Origin of the sequence: Legionella spiritensis (assembly GCF_900186965.1) — a bacterium.
In the GTDB taxonomy this organism is placed as follows: Bacteria; Pseudomonadota; Gammaproteobacteria; order Legionellales; family Legionellaceae; genus Legionella_C; species Legionella_C spiritensis.
The window spans coordinates 2526440-2543137 of record NZ_LT906457.1; the positions used below are offsets into that span (position 1 = coordinate 2526440).

Sequence of the window (16698 nt, forward strand, 5' to 3'; positions counted from 1 at the left end):
CAAAAAAATGACAAGTGCGCCGAACCTGTCGTTAATCAACCAATAATTGATAATCTTTAGCCATCAAATCAGCATGATGGGGGGTTGTGAAAAACGCGTTCAATTCCCCATCCGGATTAAACAACATGACCGCACCACTATGCTGAATGTCATAATTCTGAGAATCCGTCGCATTTGGGAGCGCGATTTTAGCATAGGCTATCCCCATTTCACGAGCCATTTTTTTCACTTCCTCACTATTACCGCGTGCCCCTTGAAAATGAGGGTCGAAGGCTCTGACGTAACCGGCCAGTTTTTCCAGACTGTCACGCTCGGGATCGATAGATATCATGACCACATCAGGCATGGATTTCACACGATTCTTCTCCAGAATACGGTACATTTTCCCCAGTTCCGCCATGGTAGTCGGACATAAATAACCGCAATTGGTAAAACCAAAAAAGATCAAAGTCCATTTTCCGTGCAGACTTTGATTATTAAAAACAGTCTTGTCAATACCCGTTAAGGCAAACGCGTTCACTTCTCTGGGGGACTGAAGCAAAGTACCATTAAATTGACCGGGGTTGATTTTTTTGGACTTATGAAGATGCTGGAAAACAAAAAGACCGGTCATCAATGCCGCAAAAGCGACTAAAATCACTATAGTGAGGTTTATACGATTTTTTTTACTTGCCATTTTGTCCCCCTAGACGTAATGATCAACCAACAGAATAACAAACAACAGCATCAAATAAACAATTGAGAAACGAAAGGTACGCATCGCAACGACACCTTGGCTGGATTTATACAAACAGACAGACCAATAAAGAAATCGCATACCCAAAAGCGACGCACCGACCAAATAAACCCAACTGCTCATACCGACTACAAAAGGAAGGGTACTGACTACCAGAAGTAAAATGGTATATAAAAGAACGTTTAACTTGGTAAACGCAACACCATGTGTGACCGGTAACATGGGAATTTCAGCGTCTTTATAATCTTCAAAGCGATAAATAGCCAAAGCCCAGAAATGGGGAGGAGTCCAGGTAAATATAATAAGAACCAGCAACAGCGCCTGCGGATCAAGCTGGTTGGTAACGGCCGTCCATCCCAATAAAGGGGGTGCGGCGCCCGCCAATCCCCCGATGACAATATTCTGTGGTGTCGCTCGCTTAAGATAACCCGTGTATATTCCGGCATAACCAATCAATGTAATAAAGGTCAGTACGGCTGTCAGGGTGTTGACCAGCAACACCAAAAGCAAAAGCCCGCATACCCCTAATATTAATGCGAAATACAACGCCTGATTAACTGAAATACGCCCCCTGGCAACCGGCCTTTTGCTGGTTCTTGCCATGATAGCGTCAATTCGCTTGTCTACAAGATGATTAATGGCCGCGGCACTTCCGGCACAAAGCCCTATTCCCAGCAAGGAAGTTATTAATGTGTACAAAGGCACCCAGCCGGGTACCGCCAGATACATACCGACGACAACCGTCAACAACATCAAAGCGACTACTTTAGGCTTACAAAGCTCCAGATAATCACGCCAGGCAACAGGCGTATCCATTGTTTGCTCAGCATGCATCGGTGTGTTTCCTCTGAGTCAGGTAAACCATCATAAATAAAGTCGCCAGCAAGACAGCGGCAACGCCATTATGCAATACCGCGACACTTAACGGGAGAAGATAAAGGACATTAATAACTCCCAATACAAATTGCGCGGCCACCAGTACTATCATCATAGCCGCCAAATACCGGATGGCTGTCTCGCGGACTCGCAATAACATCATCACCCCCAGACCGGTAACCAGGGAAGCGGTAAGCAGGGCACCGAGACGGTGAATGTATTGTATAGTGACCCGAATCTCACTATCCAGTACACCGCCTTGATAATTAACCCCCGCCGGAGAAAACAAATTGAAGCCCTGTGTCAGATGCAATGCCGGAAGCCACTGGCCGTTGCAACGCGGAAAACCAATGCAGGCAATCCCGGCGTAATTGGAACTGACCCACCCGCCCAGCGCAATCTGACACAAAACAATAACCAGGGTCAACCCAATCCAGGGCCGCCATTGCGGCAGGCTCACCGGACTCACCCGGCTTTGTTGCAGACGAAAACGGGCTAAACACGAAAAAATCAATACACCACCCAACAAATGCCCCATCACAACTATCGGCAAGAGTTTCATGGTCACGGTCCACATACCCAAAGCCGCTTGAAAAACCACCAGCAATACAAGTACAACCGGTAACCGCCAACCTGTCCGCATCCCCTTTAAACGACGCCACAAAGCATGGATACCGAGGCATGCAATCAATATCGCCAGCGTTCCGGCGGCATAACGGTGTGCCATTTCAGTCCACGCCTTTTGCGTTTCAATAGGAACGGAAGGGTATTGTTGTTGTGCGGTATTCAAGGCTTTTTGAGCACTGGGCAGAATGAGGTGTCCATAACATCCGGGCCAATCCGGGCAACCCAGTCCCGCGTTGGTCAAGCGCGTATAGGCGCCAAGCATAACCACAAACAGCGCCAAAATAACAGCCAGAGTTGTTGCGTAATTCAGAATTCTTGGTTGCATGGAGTTAACCGCTCGCCTTGTCAGTTGTATTCAATAACCGTTTGAGATCATGAAAAATATCACCGGATTTGGCCGTCAGGGGATAAGTCAAAATCAGGTAACTATCCGGACTTACTATAAAAACATGAGCGTGATTGTCCAACAGATCGGGTTTGTTATAGGATTTGGCGAGTCTCAAAACATGGATATCCTGTTTACGCAATTCTCGCATCATACCCTCGGAAAGAGGGGACGTCGGATAATCCATAACCAGCCATTGCTCCACTTCGTACAGTCGGCGACCCAATGCCAGGCGAATGCGAGCCAGTTTATCGAGCTGCTGGCGACATACGGATTTGCAGTCTTTGGGAAGCCATAATGCCAGACGCCATTTTGCCGGGCTGTTCATAGTGGACAACAAGACCGGCGGGTTTATCAAGGTTCCCTTGTTCGTCGTCTTGGTACCCAGCCATTGAGGGTGCTTGTAAAACAGATAGGCCGCCAGCCCCGGTGCAGCAAACACCAGAGCCAGTAACAACAACACAATGTTTGGACTCTTAAATAGTTTCATTCATTTTCTTCAGTGTTAAAACGATATATATCAGCAGAACCGTGAAAGCCATCGCAAACCATTGTAAGGCATAACCATAATGGCGCTCCGGAGACATGGCAATCACCGCCCATTGCCGAACATAACCATACATGGCCTGTTCATCAAGGCGAATAATAAACGGATAGATTGATTTATGCAAAACTTGGCTGATTAATTTCGCATCAATTTTTTCCAGAATAAACCTGTCCCCGTTTCGCGGCTCAATGGCTTCTCCTAAAACCCAGTTTTTATTAGAGGGATAATAGCTCATTCCCGAGATGGTCAAAGACTTTTCCGGCACCAGCACATCAGGCAATTGCTGTCGATCAGGAGAGCCGGCCACCCAGCCGCGATCCACCAGAACCACCTGTTGATTCTCCAACACCAGCGGACTGATAACGTGATAGCCCCATTGATGCCGATGATGCTGATTATCCAGAAAAAAGACTTGCGGCAGATAGTGTCCGGACACGGATATCGGTTGAAACTGGGCCGGATAAGTCTCATCCGGCCGCCATCGGACAACCATCTGTTGCGCCATATGTTTTTGAGCAAGCACGATACGTTTTTTCTCATGGGCACGGGTTATTTGCCAATAACCCAGACTACTGAACAAAACAACGACAAACAGTGTCAGCAGAGTCATGCCCCAATGGGGTCGAAAGCGGCGTCTAATGAAAACAGACATGATTTTTTAAACAAATTGTCCTGAAACAGGGAAAAGGGATTCGTGATGGGGGAAGTATACCCTCCCCGGCCGGATTTGTGTTATTTTAATTAAAAATTTTTAAGGCCCTGCAAACCATGTTTACTAAAATCTTTATCATTATTGTCATGTTAATTATTTTGTTCGCCCTGGGCAGCGGTTTGATTTTTTTAATTCGCGACGGCGGTAAAAGCAACCGTACCGTGAAAGCTTTAAGCTGGCGGATTGGGTTATCTCTGGCGCTGTTTCTTTTTCTTTTTCTGGCGTTCAGTATGGGTTGGATTCAGCCCCATGCCGTGTGATTGTTGTGATGACCACGCCTGATTCCGGTGCCGTATCCACCCGATTGATTCATGATTTTCAACGAGACGGTGCCGTCTGCCTGCGGCAATTATTAAGTAAAGAGCATGTGGCATTACTGCGTGAAGGTATAGAGTTAAACCTGCGGACCTTAAGCCACCGTGCCAAAATAGCCAGTAAAACGGATGATCCGGGGCTGTTTGTGGAAGATTTTTGTACCTGGGCGGCCAACCCCTGTTACCGCCAAATTATTTTTGATTCACCCCTCGGACAAGCGGCCGCCGAATTAATGAACAGCAGTACGGCCCGACTCTATCATGATCACATGCTGGTCAAGGAACCAAATACCCGCCAATCGACACCATGGCATCAGGATCAACCCTATTACAATGTGGACGGTCGCCAGAATTGCAGTTTCTGGATCCCCGTTGATCCGGTCCGTCGTTCCTCCACCCTTGAATTTATCGCGGGTTCCCATTCAGGCCCCTGGCTGATGCCCAGAACATTTATGGATCATAAAGCCAAATGGTTTCCCGAAGGTTCGCTGGCTGACTTGCCGGATATCGAAAGTACGCGCGATCAATACCCCATCCTTGGCTGGGACATAGAACCCGGTGATGTGGTGTGTTTTCATATGCTCACCCTGCATGCGGCAGGTGGCGTGGACGGGCAGGCCAGAAGGCGGGTTTTTTCAGCACGCTTTTTGGGAGATGATATGGTACATGCACCAAGAAACTGGCCAACCTCCCCTGATTTTCCCGGACTGGCGGGAGAACTTCCTGCAGGCGCTCCGATGGAGCATCCTCTTTTTCCCATAGTATGGCAGAAGCCCCGGACAGGTAATGAATCATTGCATTGCACAGGCATGCGAAGATAATATAAATATCACCGCATTCAATAACCAGCAAGGACGACATCCATGTACACACTTTACTCATTCGGAACACCAAACGGTATAAAACCAACCATAATGCTTGAGGAGTTGGGTGTACCGTACAGGATTAAGCTTGTGAATATCAGGGAAGGTGAGCAGTTTGACCCGGAATTTTTAAAAATATCTCCCAATAACAAAATTCCGGCACTCCATGATGAAAGCAATAATTTTTATTTATTTGAAAGCGTTGCCATTCTTGAATATCTCGCCGAAAAACACGGGAAATTTCTACCCATGAATGATTTGAAACACAAATACGACGTATTGAAATGGTGCTATTTTCAAGTCGGCCATATCGGCCCCATGTTCGGCCAATACGGGCATTTCAACGTCTTTGCCGAAGAATCGGTTCCCTATGCCAAAAAACGCTATAGTGACGAAGTGCTCAGACTTTTCGCCGTTATGGACAAACAACTCCTGCAACATGATTTTATAAGCGGTACGGATTACAGCATCGCGGACATGGCTATCTGGCCCTGGGTTTATTGTTATGAAAAATTTTATAAAACACCGATTGATGCCAATAAATTCCCGCATGTGATGAGATGGTATGAAAACATTGCCGAACGAGCGGGCGTCAATAAAGCGCTTGCCGCTTACGAGCAATAGCGATGGCTTGCCCGGGTACATGACGGATTTACAGGATAACGTATCAGGTTCAAAAAAGGGTTCATTTTTATCCGCAAATATCGTATAAAGAACCTGTTTTTTCGTCAGTTTGAAATAAAGGGCCTGCGCCATTCCCGCCTGCGAAGAAGCATCTTTATATTCATAGAGGTATCAGAGTCATGACTACAAAACCCTTGGTTGCCGTTGTGATGGGTTCGCAATCGGACTGGGAGACGATGCAGCATACGGTTAACCTGCTAAAGCAGCTTGGGATCGGTTATCATACGCAGGTTATTTCAGCGCACCGAACACCGGATTTGTTATTTGAATTTGCCAAGACGGCGCGAGAGAAGCATTTTGAAGTTCTCATCGCCGGTGCCGGAGGCGCCGCACATTTACCAGGCATGCTCGCGGCCAAATGTTCCTTACCGGTTTTTGGCGTTCCTGTGCAATCCAGAACATTAAGTGGTATGGATTCCCTTTTATCGATTGTACAAATGCCAGCGGGTATTCCGGTAGGTACTTTAGCAATCGGTAAAGCAGGCGCCATCAATGCCGCATTGCTGGCGGCGGCTGTGTTGGCTAATAAATACCCGGATATAAAACAACAACTGGAAACCTACCGGGCCAGGCAGACAGAAAGGGTTCTGTCTGATCTTGATCCGGAGAAACAGCCATGAAAATAGGTGTATTAGGCGGCGGTCAGTTAAGCCGCATGTTAGCCTTGGCCGGGATACCTGCCGGCCTTGAGTTTTGCTTTTATGAGCCGAAAAAGCCTTGTTGCTCGGAAAGCCTGGGACGTGTTATTTATGCGCCCTACGACGACAGGCAAGCCCTTCTGGATTTTGCCGGACAGGTCGATTTGATAACGTATGAAAACGAAAACATACCCATTGAAACCATTGATTTTTTACAACAGTTGAAACCTGTTTATCCGGATAAAACGGCATTACAGATTAGTCAGGATCGATTATTTGAGAAAAATCTGTTTCAAGAACTGAATATTCCCACAGCGCGTTATTACGAGGTGAACAATCAAGACGATTTAAAGGCGGCCGTTGAAACACTGGGTTTTCCTGTGATCCTGAAAAAGCGCCATGGCGGCTACGACGGTAAGTGTCAATTAAGGCTTTACAAACATGCCGACCTAAATGACGTAAGCGATGAACAATGCACCTGTTCCATAGTTGAGTCTTTCGTGAATTTTGATCGTGAAGTCTCAATGATTGCCGCAAGAAACAAAACCGGAGATTGCATTTTTTACGATCTCTCTGAAAATATTCATCTCAACGGCATTTTATTCAGTACAGCGAATAAAAGAAATGACCCTTTCTTTGCAACTGCGCAAAACCATATGGATAAACTCCTGAAACATCTGGATTATGTCGGTGTTCTGGCACTGGAATTTTTTCAGGAAGACCAACAGCTTATCGCCAATGAGATGGCTCCCAGGGTTCATAACAGTGGACATTGGACGATAGAAGCCGCCATGACCAGCCAGTTTGCCAATCATGTGCGTTGTATTCTGGGATGGCCTCCTGCCCGTACAGACAGTCTCGCTTATGCAACCATGTATAACGTTATCGGTCATTTCCCTGATAAAAATCAACTGGCAAATTATACTGATCTGCATTGGCATGATTATCAGAAAGAACCACGGGCTGGACGCAAGCTGGGGCATGTGACCATCCTGTCCCAACGTTCCCACGTTTATCATTCCTTTCTGGAAACATCGTTAAAAGAACCTTATGACGACAAGGCTCTCAAGTAAGGAGAAACAGCAGGGCTTGTTGACATGTCATTCCATGGCTGCAATTGAACCAGGGATCCCGCAATACGGCCGCAGGCCTCCTTACGGGCTACGGTTCTTTTACAAAAAACACGTAGCGGGATGACTCTTTTTCACAAGGAAAATTTTGTTCACGAAACCCGGGCTGTGAATCAGATAAACGTAGGTCTCTTACCCTCGGCTATCGTCGCAATAGCGTCTGCCAGCGCCGTTCCCTCCAGTTGTTGAACCCTGGTTCGCAAACGTTCAGGCGTGTCATCGGGCAACACGGGACACGTCTTTTGCAGGAGAATGGGTCCGGCATCCACATCCTCTGTCACGTAATGAACTGTGCAACCGGTTATTTTGTTTCCGCTGTCAAGTACAGCACGATGAACCGCTATATTCATTAAACCGGAAAAATCGGGCAATAAGGACGGATGTATATTGATAATTTTATCGCGCCAGGCTCCGACAAAATTCGGGGACAGAATACGCATATAACCAATCAACACGATCAAATCAATGCGATATTTCAGGAGGATCAAAGACAATTGCTCGTCGTATTCCTCTCGACTCAACCCATGCGGATTCACAAACTGGTGCGTTAACCCGAATTGCTTCGCTTTGTCCAGAATGAGCGCATCCGCTTTGTTGCTGACTACAAGTTCAATGGAGGCAGGCAGTGTGCCGGCGCGAATCGCCTCCACCAGCGCGGTGAGGTTGGTTCCTCGCGTAGAACCCAGAACGGCAAGACGCATCATGATGAGCGGATCCTTGCCATATGATCAAGTCGCTGTCGAATCAATGGTTCGGTACCAATATCGTCGCGATGATACAAAGCGCCTTTCACCCGGGAAATTTCCTGTTCCGCTTGCTGTTCGGCCTCGTTTAGGGAGTCCGCAATACCAACATAAGCCATGGTTCTGGATCCGGTTGCCATCAACTGACCGTCGCGTTGATCCACAGCCGCCAGGTACAAATGAGAAGGATCGGTCACCTCACTGAACTCTACCGGAAAATTCTTCAACGGCGCATCCGGATACCCTTTCGGCACCGCGTATTTACAAACGGTGGCTTGCTTTTGAAACGTCACTTGATGCGCCGACAACTCGCCTTGAACCATGGCCAGAAAGAGGGTGACCAGATCCGACTTGAGAATCGACAAGACATTCAATGCTTCGGGATCACCAAGGCGGGCGTTGAACTCAATAACAAAAATCCCTTGTTTCGTGGCCATAAAACTGCCGTATAGAAAACCAATGAACGGCTGCCCCGTTTCAGACTGCAAAGCCTCAACCGTGGCCTGATTAATTGCCAGGGCATCCTCTATTTCCTGTTTCGTCAAAAACGGCAGTCCGTGATCCGGCATCGAATAGCTGCCCATACCGCCGGTATTGGGTCCTTCGTCGCCGTTAAAGGCACGCTTGTGATCCTGAACAAGCGGCATAGGCACCAGATGTTTACCGTCAGCAAAACACATGAGGGAAAACTCCTGTCCAACCAGTTTTTCTTCGATGACAATGGTCTGCTCGCCGGCAAGAATCTCTTTACAAAAAGCGAGCGCTTCGGATATTGAGTGCAAATGCTCCCCGGCTACCTTCACGCCTTTTCCACCCATTAATCCGTTCGCCTTGATGACGTATTGTCCATCTCCCAACTCGTTTAAAAACGCTTCGACAAAGTCCAGGGAAGCAAATTGGCGGTAACGCGGCAATCCGGCAATATCATATTTTTTCATCAGGTTTCGGGCAAATTCCTTGCTCGTTTCTATCCGGGCCAGAGCCTGTCCCGGACCAATAGTCACAATGCCGGCCTGCCACAAGGCATCGGCCATGCCCTTTTCCAGCGGCGCTTCAGGACCGATAACCGCCATTTCGATACGCCATATCTGGGCCTGGCGAACGACCGTAGTGCAATCGGTAATATCGCCGACCTGATAACCGCTTGTCAGCGGCATAATTCCGGGATTGAGCGAGGAACCGAAACAATAAATATCCGGCTCTTGCGGTGATCGAAACAAAGCCTGGGCCAGAGCGTGTTCGCGTGCTCCGGAACCAATAACAAGAATTCTCACTTTATTAATTCCTCGTCTTTCATATCCGAATTACGTCCCTTTTGCCTGTGTGCCTCCAGTTGCCGCATTTTTTCCTTCGTCATGGATTTACAAAAATAATCACCGTTCATACAAGCCATACATGGTTGTTTTATCTGGTTTTTACCGCGCCTGGTAACCGCCTCTACCAAATCTTCGTGCGACTGGTACATCAGAATATCCACCCCGATATAGCGGGCAATCTGTTCGTCATCCTGATCGGATGCGATGAGTTCCTGGCGTGTAGGGATGTCTATACCGCTAAAGCAGGGATTTTTAATCGCGGGAGACGTTGATACCAGATAAATATTTTTAGCACCCAAGGCCCTGACCATACGCACGATTTCACGAGACGTTGTCCCGCGAACGATGCTGTCATCGACGAGCAAAACGGATTTGTTCTGAATTTCAGTACGTTGCGGCGTCAGCTTGTATCCGATACTTCGCTTTCGGGCCTTTTGATTAGGCATGATAAAGGTTCGGCCAATAAAAGGGTTCTTATACAACCCTTCCGAATAACGCACCCCAAGCTCATGGGCAAAAGACAACGCGGCGGTATTGGCGGTGAAGGGAACCGGAATAACGACATCCGGGATCACGTCCGGATATTTTTTTAACCATTGGCGTCCCAGATTTTGTCCCATCCGAAGGCGGGCACGATAGACGCTGACATGATTAAGTGTCGCGTCGGGACGGGCAAAATAAACATACTCAAACACGCAGGGCCTGAATGTTTTTTCTTGCAGGACACGGCGATACAGCTTGCCGGTCGTGCGGCTTACGTAAGCCACTTCTCCAGGCTGAATGTCACCTTCCTCCTGAAATCCCAAGGCATAAAACGGTGTGGTTTCCGAAGCGAAGATAATATCTTTCTGACCGGAGGTGTTATCACGACTTCCCCAGACCAGAGGACGAATACCGTGGGGATCGCGAAACGCGACCAATCCCTTGCCGATCACCACGCTGACAATGGAGTAGGCGCCTTCCACATGTCTGAAAACGTATTGTACGGCTTTGCATAACAGTTCGAAAAACTTCTCGTCGTCTTCTTCGCCGTATTGGCCGTGAGCCAACCGATCAGCAAGCATCAAAAGCATCGCCTCGGAATCCAGCGACGAATTCAGGTGTTTATACTGTTTAAGACGTATGTCATCCGCCAGTTCCTGGTAGTTGGTTAAATTGCCATTATGAGCCAGAGCGATGCCGCGCGGGCTGCCCAGCCATAACGGTTGTATATCCGTTTCGCTATAGCCTCCGGCCGTAGGGTAACGGGTATGTCCGATGCCGATATTACCCTTCAGGGACATCACACTGTCCGGCGTAAAAATTTCCCGCACCAGGCCTAAGCCCTGCCTGGTATAAAATCGCTGGTCACAGGTGAGTATCCCGGCGGCATCCTGACCTCGATGCTGCAAGTGAATCAGGCTGTCAAATAATTCCGGAGCCACCGATCCCTGACTGTAAATACCGACTATCCCGCACATATTCCCGAGGTTACCTTAAAAATTGCGTTATGTTTCGTAAAATTCGTTGTTCAATAGGTTCATGGTTGGGATAAAAATGAAAATCCTTACCGGTAATCATTTCATACAACTGAATATAACGTGAAGACAACTGTTCAATTAATTCCTGCGGCGCCTGCGGCAACACATCGTCCTGGTAAGGATCACAATGTTTGGCAAACCACAGCCGTAAAAACTCCTTGTCAATATTTTCAGGCTCCATTCCGGCGGCAATACGCTCCTCATAACTATCCGCCAGCCAGTAACGGCTGGAATCTGGCGTATGGATTTCATCCACCACAATCACATTACCGTCCGAATCCAGACCGAATTCGTATTTGGTATCGACGAGAATCAAACCATGCTGCCGGGCTATTTCCACACCTCGGCGATACAGGGTTAACGCCAGTTCACTGGCTTTATGCCAATGCTCTTCGCCCATCCATTGTTCCGTAATAATTTCCCGGGGAGAGATGGGGCGATCATGTACGGCCTCTTTGGTGGTCGGTGTCAGTACGGGCTGTTCCAGACACTGATTTTTTTGCAATCCTTCCGGAAAGGAAATACCGCAATAATTACGGACGCCTTTCTGGTACTGAGTCCATAAGGACGTATCGGTTGTTCCGGTAATATAGCCGCGAACGACGAACTCAACAGGAAATACCCGACATTTTCTGGCGACGACGACATTGGGATCGGGTACCGCCACCACATGATTGGGTACGAGTTCGGCGGTTTGTTCAAACCACCAGGCACTGGTCAGATTCAATACCTGTCCCTTGCAGGGGATTAGCGCCAGGGGCCGGTCAAACGCGGTCAGCCTGTCCGTCGTGATTAATAGAAGATGCTCGCCCAAATCATAGGAATCCCGAACCTTGCCCTGCCGTCGCGAACCAATGGGAAGATTGGTTTTGTCCAGCAGATAGGGCAATTGCGCACGAATCTTATCAAGATACGGCATGGTCGTAGTAATAATAGTCATGGGCGTATTGATTTCCGATTATATTGGTCAAAAGTATTTCATCCATCATGGCGGCAATATCTGCCGTTTCACTGCCAAACTGCCACAAGACGCCATGTCGCACACACGTCGTCTGCGTCAATCCGTAATGGGCGGTTAAAGTCTGCAAAGCCTCCTGTCCCACCATATCCTCTCTGGCACGAACCAGATAAGACATCACGTTGGAGGTCTTTTTATTCCTGACCGGCTGACATTCCCGTTCCTTGCGATCGCAATATAAAACACCGCTTTCCCGGATTTGCCGCAACTCCTCTTTCGAGTCGCACTCCAGCTCCCAATGAACAAAACGACGTACCGTCACCGGAAAGCCCAGACGCCTTAACGTATTTTGTACGGTCAGGGCATGGTTGTCGGTGATATTTAACTGCACAACGCATTGCTGATCGCCCGCCGGCTGCTGATAAATTTGCACATCAACGTGATGGTTTACCGGCTCAACCCGGTGGACAGTTATGCTTTTTTCATTGGCAATGTAATCGCGCATGGAAGTAAAAATCCGATCGCCGTTTGGCGTGCGTTCCGGATGGGGCATCATAGCCATCACATTTCCCGCGGCATTGGATACGGCTGCGAGATTACCCATGGAACCATTGGGATTGACCGGGAAATGATCGATGATTCGTCCATCCTTGTCGCAATATTGAAACAGATTCAAGCCGCGCTCTTCAATGCGTTGATACAGGGTTTCGGGCATAATGAAACGCCCTTCAGCATGAGCCACCGGTAAATGTATCACATCGGTTTCCGACAGGTGGCGGGTAAAGGCGTTGTGTTGATGACGGTCAGCCAGACGCATGTATACCCATTCGTTGTAAAAGCCGGTGCCCAGTAAAGTGCCCTGACTGATACGTTTGTTTTCCGTTAAAGCCATGTTACAGCGCGTATCGGCAAGATCGGGTACCAGGCCGGATTCCACCAGAATCTGCGCGCCGTTACACAAGCCCAATACCGGTTTTCCCGCCTCACTCTGCGCCTTTATTTCCTGCATCACCGGCTGCAAGGCAGCAATGATGCCGGCTCTGGAACGGTCTTCATAAGAAAATCCGCCAATAAGGACATAACCGTCCATGGCACGAAGAGTAGCCAATGACTCATTCCAGAGAATTTCCACGGGCTCCATTCCAGCCCGTTTAACAGCAAGCGCCGTTTCCCGCTCGCAGTTGGAACCGGGAAACTGAATGAGACCTATTCGTATCATAAAAGCCGCACCTCTTTATTGCCCCGCACAACCCGCCCTATTTCATAAAGCGGCAGTTGTGATGAGGCCAGCAACACATTTTTCATGGGTGCCAGCATGTCCGGTGGGATGACAAACACCAGTCCCGCCCCCATATTAAAAGTTCGATACATCTGATCATCTTCCAGATGACCCAGCGCACGCAGCATGTTAAAGACCGGTAATTGTGGAATGCGCTTTTTCTCAATCGTCACGGCACAATCAGACGGTAAAATACGCGGGATATTTTCCAGAAGGCCGCCGCCGGTAATATGAGCCATACCTTTGATCGTAATATTCTGTTCCAGCATATGTTGCACAGGCCGGGTATAGTTACGATGCGGGATCAGCAATTCCTCTCCGATGGTATGGCCCAGTTCCTGACTGTACGTATCCACATCATGGCCGGCTATATCAAAGAACAGCTTGCGTGCCAGGGAATACCCGTTGGTATGCAAACCGGAAGAAGCGAGTGCAACGACCAAATCACCGTCACAAATAGTCTGACCGGTTATCGCTTTCTCTTTTTCAACCACGCCGGTAATGATTCCGACCAGATCGAGCTCGCCGGGAAGGTAGGTTCCGGGCATTTCGGCGGTCTCACCGCCAACCAGAGCAATGTCATTCTCCCGGCAGGCAGTCACCATACCACGGACAATATCCGCCACCGTTTCCGGAACCAGTTTATCGTTGGCGATATAATCAAGGAGGGTCAGGGGTTTGGCGCCCAGTACCACAATATCATTCGTCGTGGCGCTGACCAGATCCATACCGATGGTGTCAAATTTCTGCATGCGTTTAGCCACCATCATTTTGGTGCCGACACCATCAATGCTTTGTACCAGAACCGGATGTTGGTACGTCTCAAGCAACGGTTTGAGATCATACATGGACGCAAACTGCCCTATTCCGGTTAATACCGATGGGGAAAATGTGCTTTCTACGGCGTCCTTGATACTTTTTACCACCGCGTTACCCGCTTCAACATCCACACCGGCGGCTTTATAATCCACGGTCAGCATGATGATAGTCTCCCGTTACGTAATCCGTTTTCCCAGGCGTCCTGAGCCTTGGAAACCGGTAAGTTAATAACTGAATTAAAAGACAAAACAGGAGTAGTCGTTGTCTCACCGATAGCGACACAGGGTACGTCATGCCGTTTAAATAATTGTTGCACCTGATGAAGATTCCCGGGCGATATCTCAAGAACAAATCCCCCGCTTTCCGAAAACAACAGCCGCTCAACGGATAACGCACCGGGAACCGTCACCTGAACGCCCAGATTGTTTTTAAAACTCATTTCGGCAAGCGCTACCGCAATACCCCCTTCGGAAATATCATGGGCGGCCAAAATCAATCCGTCCTGAATAGCCAGATACACTACCGTCAGTTCGTTAGTCAGATTGTTCAAATCCGGTTGCGGTAATTGACGGCCCAGCCGGTTATGAAGCTGGTAATATACCCCGCCGCCGCATTCATCCTTGCGCTCACCAAGCATAAGTAGTACGGAATCCGGGTGTTTCAGCGAAAACGTAACCGCTTTTCTATAATCCGGCATGACACCCAGACAGCTGATAATGGGGCTTGGGGGAATCGCGCCATTGGCGGATTCATTGTAAAGTGACACGTTTCCGGAAATGACTGGCAGCGTACTGTTTTCTTCATCCCGCATTTTTACAGCTTTGCTGGCGTCAACGATACCGCGTACGGCATCAATAAATTCACCCATTTGCTCGGGGTTTTCAGGGTTGCCAAAACAGAGGCAATCGGTCAGGGCAGAAGGCCAGGCTCCTGTTGCCACCACGTTTCGTACCGCCTCAACCACCGCGTTCACCGCACCCCAGTAAGCGTCGATCTTGTTATATCTTGGGTTATGATCCACCGACAGAGCCACACCGGTTAAACGGATTTCTTGCGGGTATTTCCCTTCATTAAACGGCGCTATCAACCCCGCATCGGCCCATCCTGGCTCCAGAACACTTCGGCCTTGCACCTGCTTGTCGTACGTTTCGTAAACGGGCGCTCTTGACGCGATATTTTCATGCGCCAGTAATTGCAACAACACGTCATTAAGATCGCCTGGCGACAATACAGCCGGTTCGTCAAAACGTTGTTTCTTTGATACATGGGGTCGATCGTACAAAATACCCTGGGTAATATCACGGGCTTTGGCATGGACGATATCCTGACCATGGTAACGAACCACGTATTGATCATCTTTTCTCAAACGCCCGACTACGGTCGCCTGCGCGCCGTCACAAATATCCGGCAAAGCGAATCGCTCGTTGTAATGAGTCAGTATGAGCGGGACCAAATCAGGAGGAACCACCCACATAAACCGCTCCTGGGTTTCGGAGCATAAAATAACGGCAGGCAGCAAGTTGTCCATGCTGACCGGCACTTTTTCAAGATCGATCTCCGCCCCATAACCGCCTGCTTCCGCCAGTTCAATACTGGCACAAGCGACACCTCCGGCGCCCAAATCCTTGAAACCGACACGGTCAATCAGGTTTTGCTCCTGAAGCCAGGCAAACAACGCGTAATTGGCTTTCAGAATATGGCGCTGTAAAAATGCGTTCGGTTCCTGAACCGCGCCTTTATTTTCCTCTTGCTGCTCATCATTTAACGACGAGGAGGCAAAGGCGGCGCCGCCAAAACCACTGTTGTCGGTGGGCTTGCCAACCAGGATGAATTGATAATCATCGGCATTAAGCGGCGCATGGGAATGAATCACCTGATCTTCCCGTACAACACCCAGTGTGACCACGGTCACCAGACAGTTATCATTATAAGCGTCATCGTAATAAAGGTCGCCGGCGAGATTTGGAATTCCAAGCGGATTGGCATAACCGGCGATTCCCCTTACGACACCATCCTGTAACCATCTGGTTTTAGGACGATGGAAATCTCCGAAGCGCAAACTGTCAGCCACGGCAATGACTTCGGCCCCCATGCAGCAAACGTCCCGCACGTTACCACCAACGCCGGTTGCCGCACCTTCGTAGGGCACCAGCTGAGAAGGGTGGTTATGCGATTCGTGACTGACGACCATACCATAACGTCGTCCTTGCCCATCCGTAGCTACCGCTACAATCCCGGCGTCCTCTTTGGGTCCGAGAATGACATGCGGTGCCTGCGTCACAAATCGGCCAAGATGTTTCCTGCTGCTTTTGTAGGAACAATGCTCGGAACCCTGGATGGACCATAAAATACATTCCGCATACGTGGGCGGCCGCTTTAAAAGAGTGTTCTGGATGGTTAAAGCTTCATCAACGGTCAGGCGTAAGTTACACGTTTGAAGCAGGCGTGCGATTTCATCTCGTGAGAGCAGAGAAAAATCAAAAAAATCCGGCGGCGTTTTGGTCACTTTTAGATACCAACTCAGGCAAACTAAAACGTAGGCATACAATAA

The 16698-nt window shown here is 48.8% G+C and carries 17 protein-coding genes; 5 read left to right on the top strand and 12 right to left on the bottom strand.

Going from position 1 to position 16698, the window contains the following annotated elements; genetic code table 11:
* Nucleotides 1-31 precede the first annotated feature (31 nt).
* Genes CKW05_RS11405 through CKW05_RS11425 form a run of 5 tightly spaced genes read right to left on the bottom strand, consistent with a single transcriptional unit; the run spans nucleotide 32 to nucleotide 3823 of the window.
* Nucleotides 32-676, bottom strand: a complete 645-nt coding sequence (locus CKW05_RS11405; RefSeq protein ID WP_058482571.1) for an SCO family protein — start codon at nucleotides 674-676, stop codon at nucleotides 32-34.
* Nucleotides 677-685: 9 nt separating this feature from the next.
* On the bottom strand, nucleotides 686-1570 hold the full coding sequence (gene cyoE / locus CKW05_RS11410) for a heme o synthase (RefSeq protein ID WP_058482570.1): 885 nt from the start codon (nucleotides 1568-1570) through the stop codon (nucleotides 686-688).
* Nucleotides 1560-2564 (bottom strand): COX15/CtaA family protein, encoded by a 1005-nt coding sequence (locus CKW05_RS11415; RefSeq protein WP_058482569.1) that lies wholly within the window; start codon nucleotides 2562-2564, stop codon nucleotides 1560-1562. Before CKW05_RS11415 ends, cyoE begins: the two co-directional genes overlap by 11 nt.
* A 4-nt stretch (nucleotides 2565-2568) precedes the next feature.
* Nucleotides 2569-3114 (bottom strand): hypothetical protein, encoded by a 546-nt coding sequence (locus CKW05_RS11420; RefSeq protein WP_058482568.1) that lies wholly within the window; start codon nucleotides 3112-3114, stop codon nucleotides 2569-2571.
* A complete protein-coding gene (locus CKW05_RS11425) occupies nucleotides 3101-3823 on the bottom strand; it encodes an SURF1 family protein (protein ID WP_058482567.1) in 723 nt (240 codons plus the stop codon). Before CKW05_RS11425 ends, CKW05_RS11420 begins: the two co-directional genes overlap by 14 nt.
* Nucleotides 3824-3939: 116 nt before the next feature.
* On the opposite strand from CKW05_RS11425, the gene CKW05_RS11430 reads away from it, so the two are divergent.
* The 5 genes from CKW05_RS11430 to CKW05_RS11450 all read left to right on the top strand — a co-directional run bounded on the left by CKW05_RS11430 (nucleotide 3940) and on the right by CKW05_RS11450 (nucleotide 7455).
* Entirely contained in the window at nucleotides 3940-4143 is a 204-nt protein-coding gene (locus tag CKW05_RS11430; protein WP_058482566.1) for a twin transmembrane helix small protein, read from the top strand.
* Between the two features lie 8 nt (nucleotides 4144-4151).
* Nucleotides 4152-5018, top strand: a complete 867-nt coding sequence (locus CKW05_RS11435) for a phytanoyl-CoA dioxygenase family protein (RefSeq protein ID WP_058482598.1) — start codon at nucleotides 4152-4154, stop codon at nucleotides 5016-5018.
* A 42-nt stretch (nucleotides 5019-5060) separates the two neighbouring features.
* The gene (locus CKW05_RS11440; RefSeq protein WP_058482565.1) at nucleotides 5061-5684 is read left to right on the top strand and encodes a glutathione S-transferase N-terminal domain-containing protein; all 624 of its coding nucleotides are present in this window, start codon (nucleotides 5061-5063) and stop codon (nucleotides 5682-5684) included.
* A gap of 179 nt (nucleotides 5685-5863) precedes the next feature.
* A complete protein-coding gene (gene purE, locus CKW05_RS11445) occupies nucleotides 5864-6364 on the top strand; it encodes a 5-(carboxyamino)imidazole ribonucleotide mutase (protein WP_058482564.1) in 501 nt (166 codons plus the stop codon).
* Entirely contained in the window at nucleotides 6361-7455 is a 1095-nt protein-coding gene (locus CKW05_RS11450; protein WP_058482563.1) for a 5-(carboxyamino)imidazole ribonucleotide synthase, read from the top strand. The genes purE and CKW05_RS11450 overlap by 4 nt, the downstream gene beginning before the upstream one ends.
* A gap of 170 nt (nucleotides 7456-7625) precedes the next feature.
* On the opposite strand, the gene purN is transcribed toward CKW05_RS11450, so the two are convergent.
* From purN to purL, 7 genes are read right to left on the bottom strand one after another with little or no spacing between them, the layout of a single operon-like run.
* Nucleotides 7626-8216: a phosphoribosylglycinamide formyltransferase gene (gene purN, locus CKW05_RS11455; RefSeq protein ID WP_058482562.1), complete on the bottom strand. Its 591-nt coding sequence runs from the start codon at nucleotides 8214-8216 to the stop codon at nucleotides 7626-7628.
* Nucleotides 8213-9529: a phosphoribosylamine--glycine ligase gene (gene purD, locus CKW05_RS11460; protein ID WP_058482561.1), complete on the bottom strand. Its 1317-nt coding sequence runs from the start codon at nucleotides 9527-9529 to the stop codon at nucleotides 8213-8215. The genes purN and purD overlap by 4 nt, the downstream gene beginning before the upstream one ends.
* A complete protein-coding gene (gene purF, locus CKW05_RS11465) occupies nucleotides 9526-11031 on the bottom strand; it encodes an amidophosphoribosyltransferase (protein WP_058482560.1) in 1506 nt (501 codons plus the stop codon). The genes purD and purF overlap by 4 nt, the downstream gene beginning before the upstream one ends.
* Nucleotides 11032-11041: 10 nt before the next feature.
* The gene (locus tag CKW05_RS11470; protein ID WP_058482559.1) at nucleotides 11042-12031 is read right to left on the bottom strand and encodes a phosphoribosylaminoimidazolesuccinocarboxamide synthase; all 990 of its coding nucleotides are present in this window, start codon (nucleotides 12029-12031) and stop codon (nucleotides 11042-11044) included.
* The gene (purQ, locus tag CKW05_RS11475) at nucleotides 11997-13268 is read right to left on the bottom strand and encodes a phosphoribosylformylglycinamidine synthase I (protein ID WP_058482558.1); all 1272 of its coding nucleotides are present in this window, start codon (nucleotides 13266-13268) and stop codon (nucleotides 11997-11999) included. Before purQ ends, CKW05_RS11470 begins: the two co-directional genes overlap by 35 nt.
* Nucleotides 13265-14308 (bottom strand): phosphoribosylformylglycinamidine cyclo-ligase, encoded by a 1044-nt coding sequence (purM, locus tag CKW05_RS11480; protein WP_058482557.1) that lies wholly within the window; start codon nucleotides 14306-14308, stop codon nucleotides 13265-13267. The genes purQ and purM overlap by 4 nt, the downstream gene beginning before the upstream one ends.
* Complete coding sequence (gene purL / locus CKW05_RS11485; RefSeq protein WP_058482556.1) at nucleotides 14302-16653, bottom strand: phosphoribosylformylglycinamidine synthase subunit PurL; 2352 nt, start codon at nucleotides 16651-16653, stop codon at nucleotides 14302-14304. Before purL ends, purM begins: the two co-directional genes overlap by 7 nt.
* Between the last annotated feature and the right edge of the window lie 45 nt (nucleotides 16654-16698).

What these genes read in the sequence shown, in the direction of transcription:
- CKW05_RS11405 (WP_058482571.1), bottom strand. Translation starts at nt 676, where the DNA reads ATGGCAAGTAAAAAAAATCGTATAAACCTCACTATAGTGATTTTAGTC.
- cyoE (WP_058482570.1), bottom strand. Translation starts at nt 1,570, where the DNA reads ATGCATGCTGAGCAAACAATGGATACGCCTGTTGCCTGGCGTGATTAT.
- CKW05_RS11415 (WP_058482569.1), bottom strand. Translation starts at nt 2,564, where the DNA reads ATGCAACCAAGAATTCTGAATTACGCAACAACTCTGGCTGTTATTTTG.
- CKW05_RS11420 (WP_058482568.1), bottom strand. Translation starts at nt 3,114, where the DNA reads ATGAAACTATTTAAGAGTCCAAACATTGTGTTGTTGTTACTGGCTCTG.
- CKW05_RS11425 (WP_058482567.1), bottom strand. Translation starts at nt 3,823, where the DNA reads ATGTCTGTTTTCATTAGACGCCGCTTTCGACCCCATTGGGGCATGACT.
- CKW05_RS11430 (WP_058482566.1), top strand. Translation starts at nt 3,940, where the DNA reads ATGTTTACTAAAATCTTTATCATTATTGTCATGTTAATTATTTTGTTC.
- CKW05_RS11435 (WP_058482598.1), top strand. Translation starts at nt 4,152, where the DNA reads ATGACCACGCCTGATTCCGGTGCCGTATCCACCCGATTGATTCATGAT.
- CKW05_RS11440 (WP_058482565.1), top strand. Translation starts at nt 5,061, where the DNA reads ATGTACACACTTTACTCATTCGGAACACCAAACGGTATAAAACCAACC.
- purE (WP_058482564.1), top strand. Translation starts at nt 5,864, where the DNA reads ATGACTACAAAACCCTTGGTTGCCGTTGTGATGGGTTCGCAATCGGAC.
- CKW05_RS11450 (WP_058482563.1), top strand. Translation starts at nt 6,361, where the DNA reads ATGAAAATAGGTGTATTAGGCGGCGGTCAGTTAAGCCGCATGTTAGCC.
- purN (WP_058482562.1), bottom strand. Translation starts at nt 8,216, where the DNA reads ATGATGCGTCTTGCCGTTCTGGGTTCTACGCGAGGAACCAACCTCACC.
- purF (WP_058482560.1), bottom strand. Translation starts at nt 11,031, where the DNA reads ATGTGCGGGATAGTCGGTATTTACAGTCAGGGATCGGTGGCTCCGGAA.
- CKW05_RS11470 (WP_058482559.1), bottom strand. Translation starts at nt 12,031, where the DNA reads ATGACTATTATTACTACGACCATGCCGTATCTTGATAAGATTCGTGCG.
- purQ (WP_058482558.1), bottom strand. Translation starts at nt 13,268, where the DNA reads ATGATACGAATAGGTCTCATTCAGTTTCCCGGTTCCAACTGCGAGCGG.
- purM (WP_058482557.1), bottom strand. Translation starts at nt 14,308, where the DNA reads ATGCTGACCGTGGATTATAAAGCCGCCGGTGTGGATGTTGAAGCGGGT.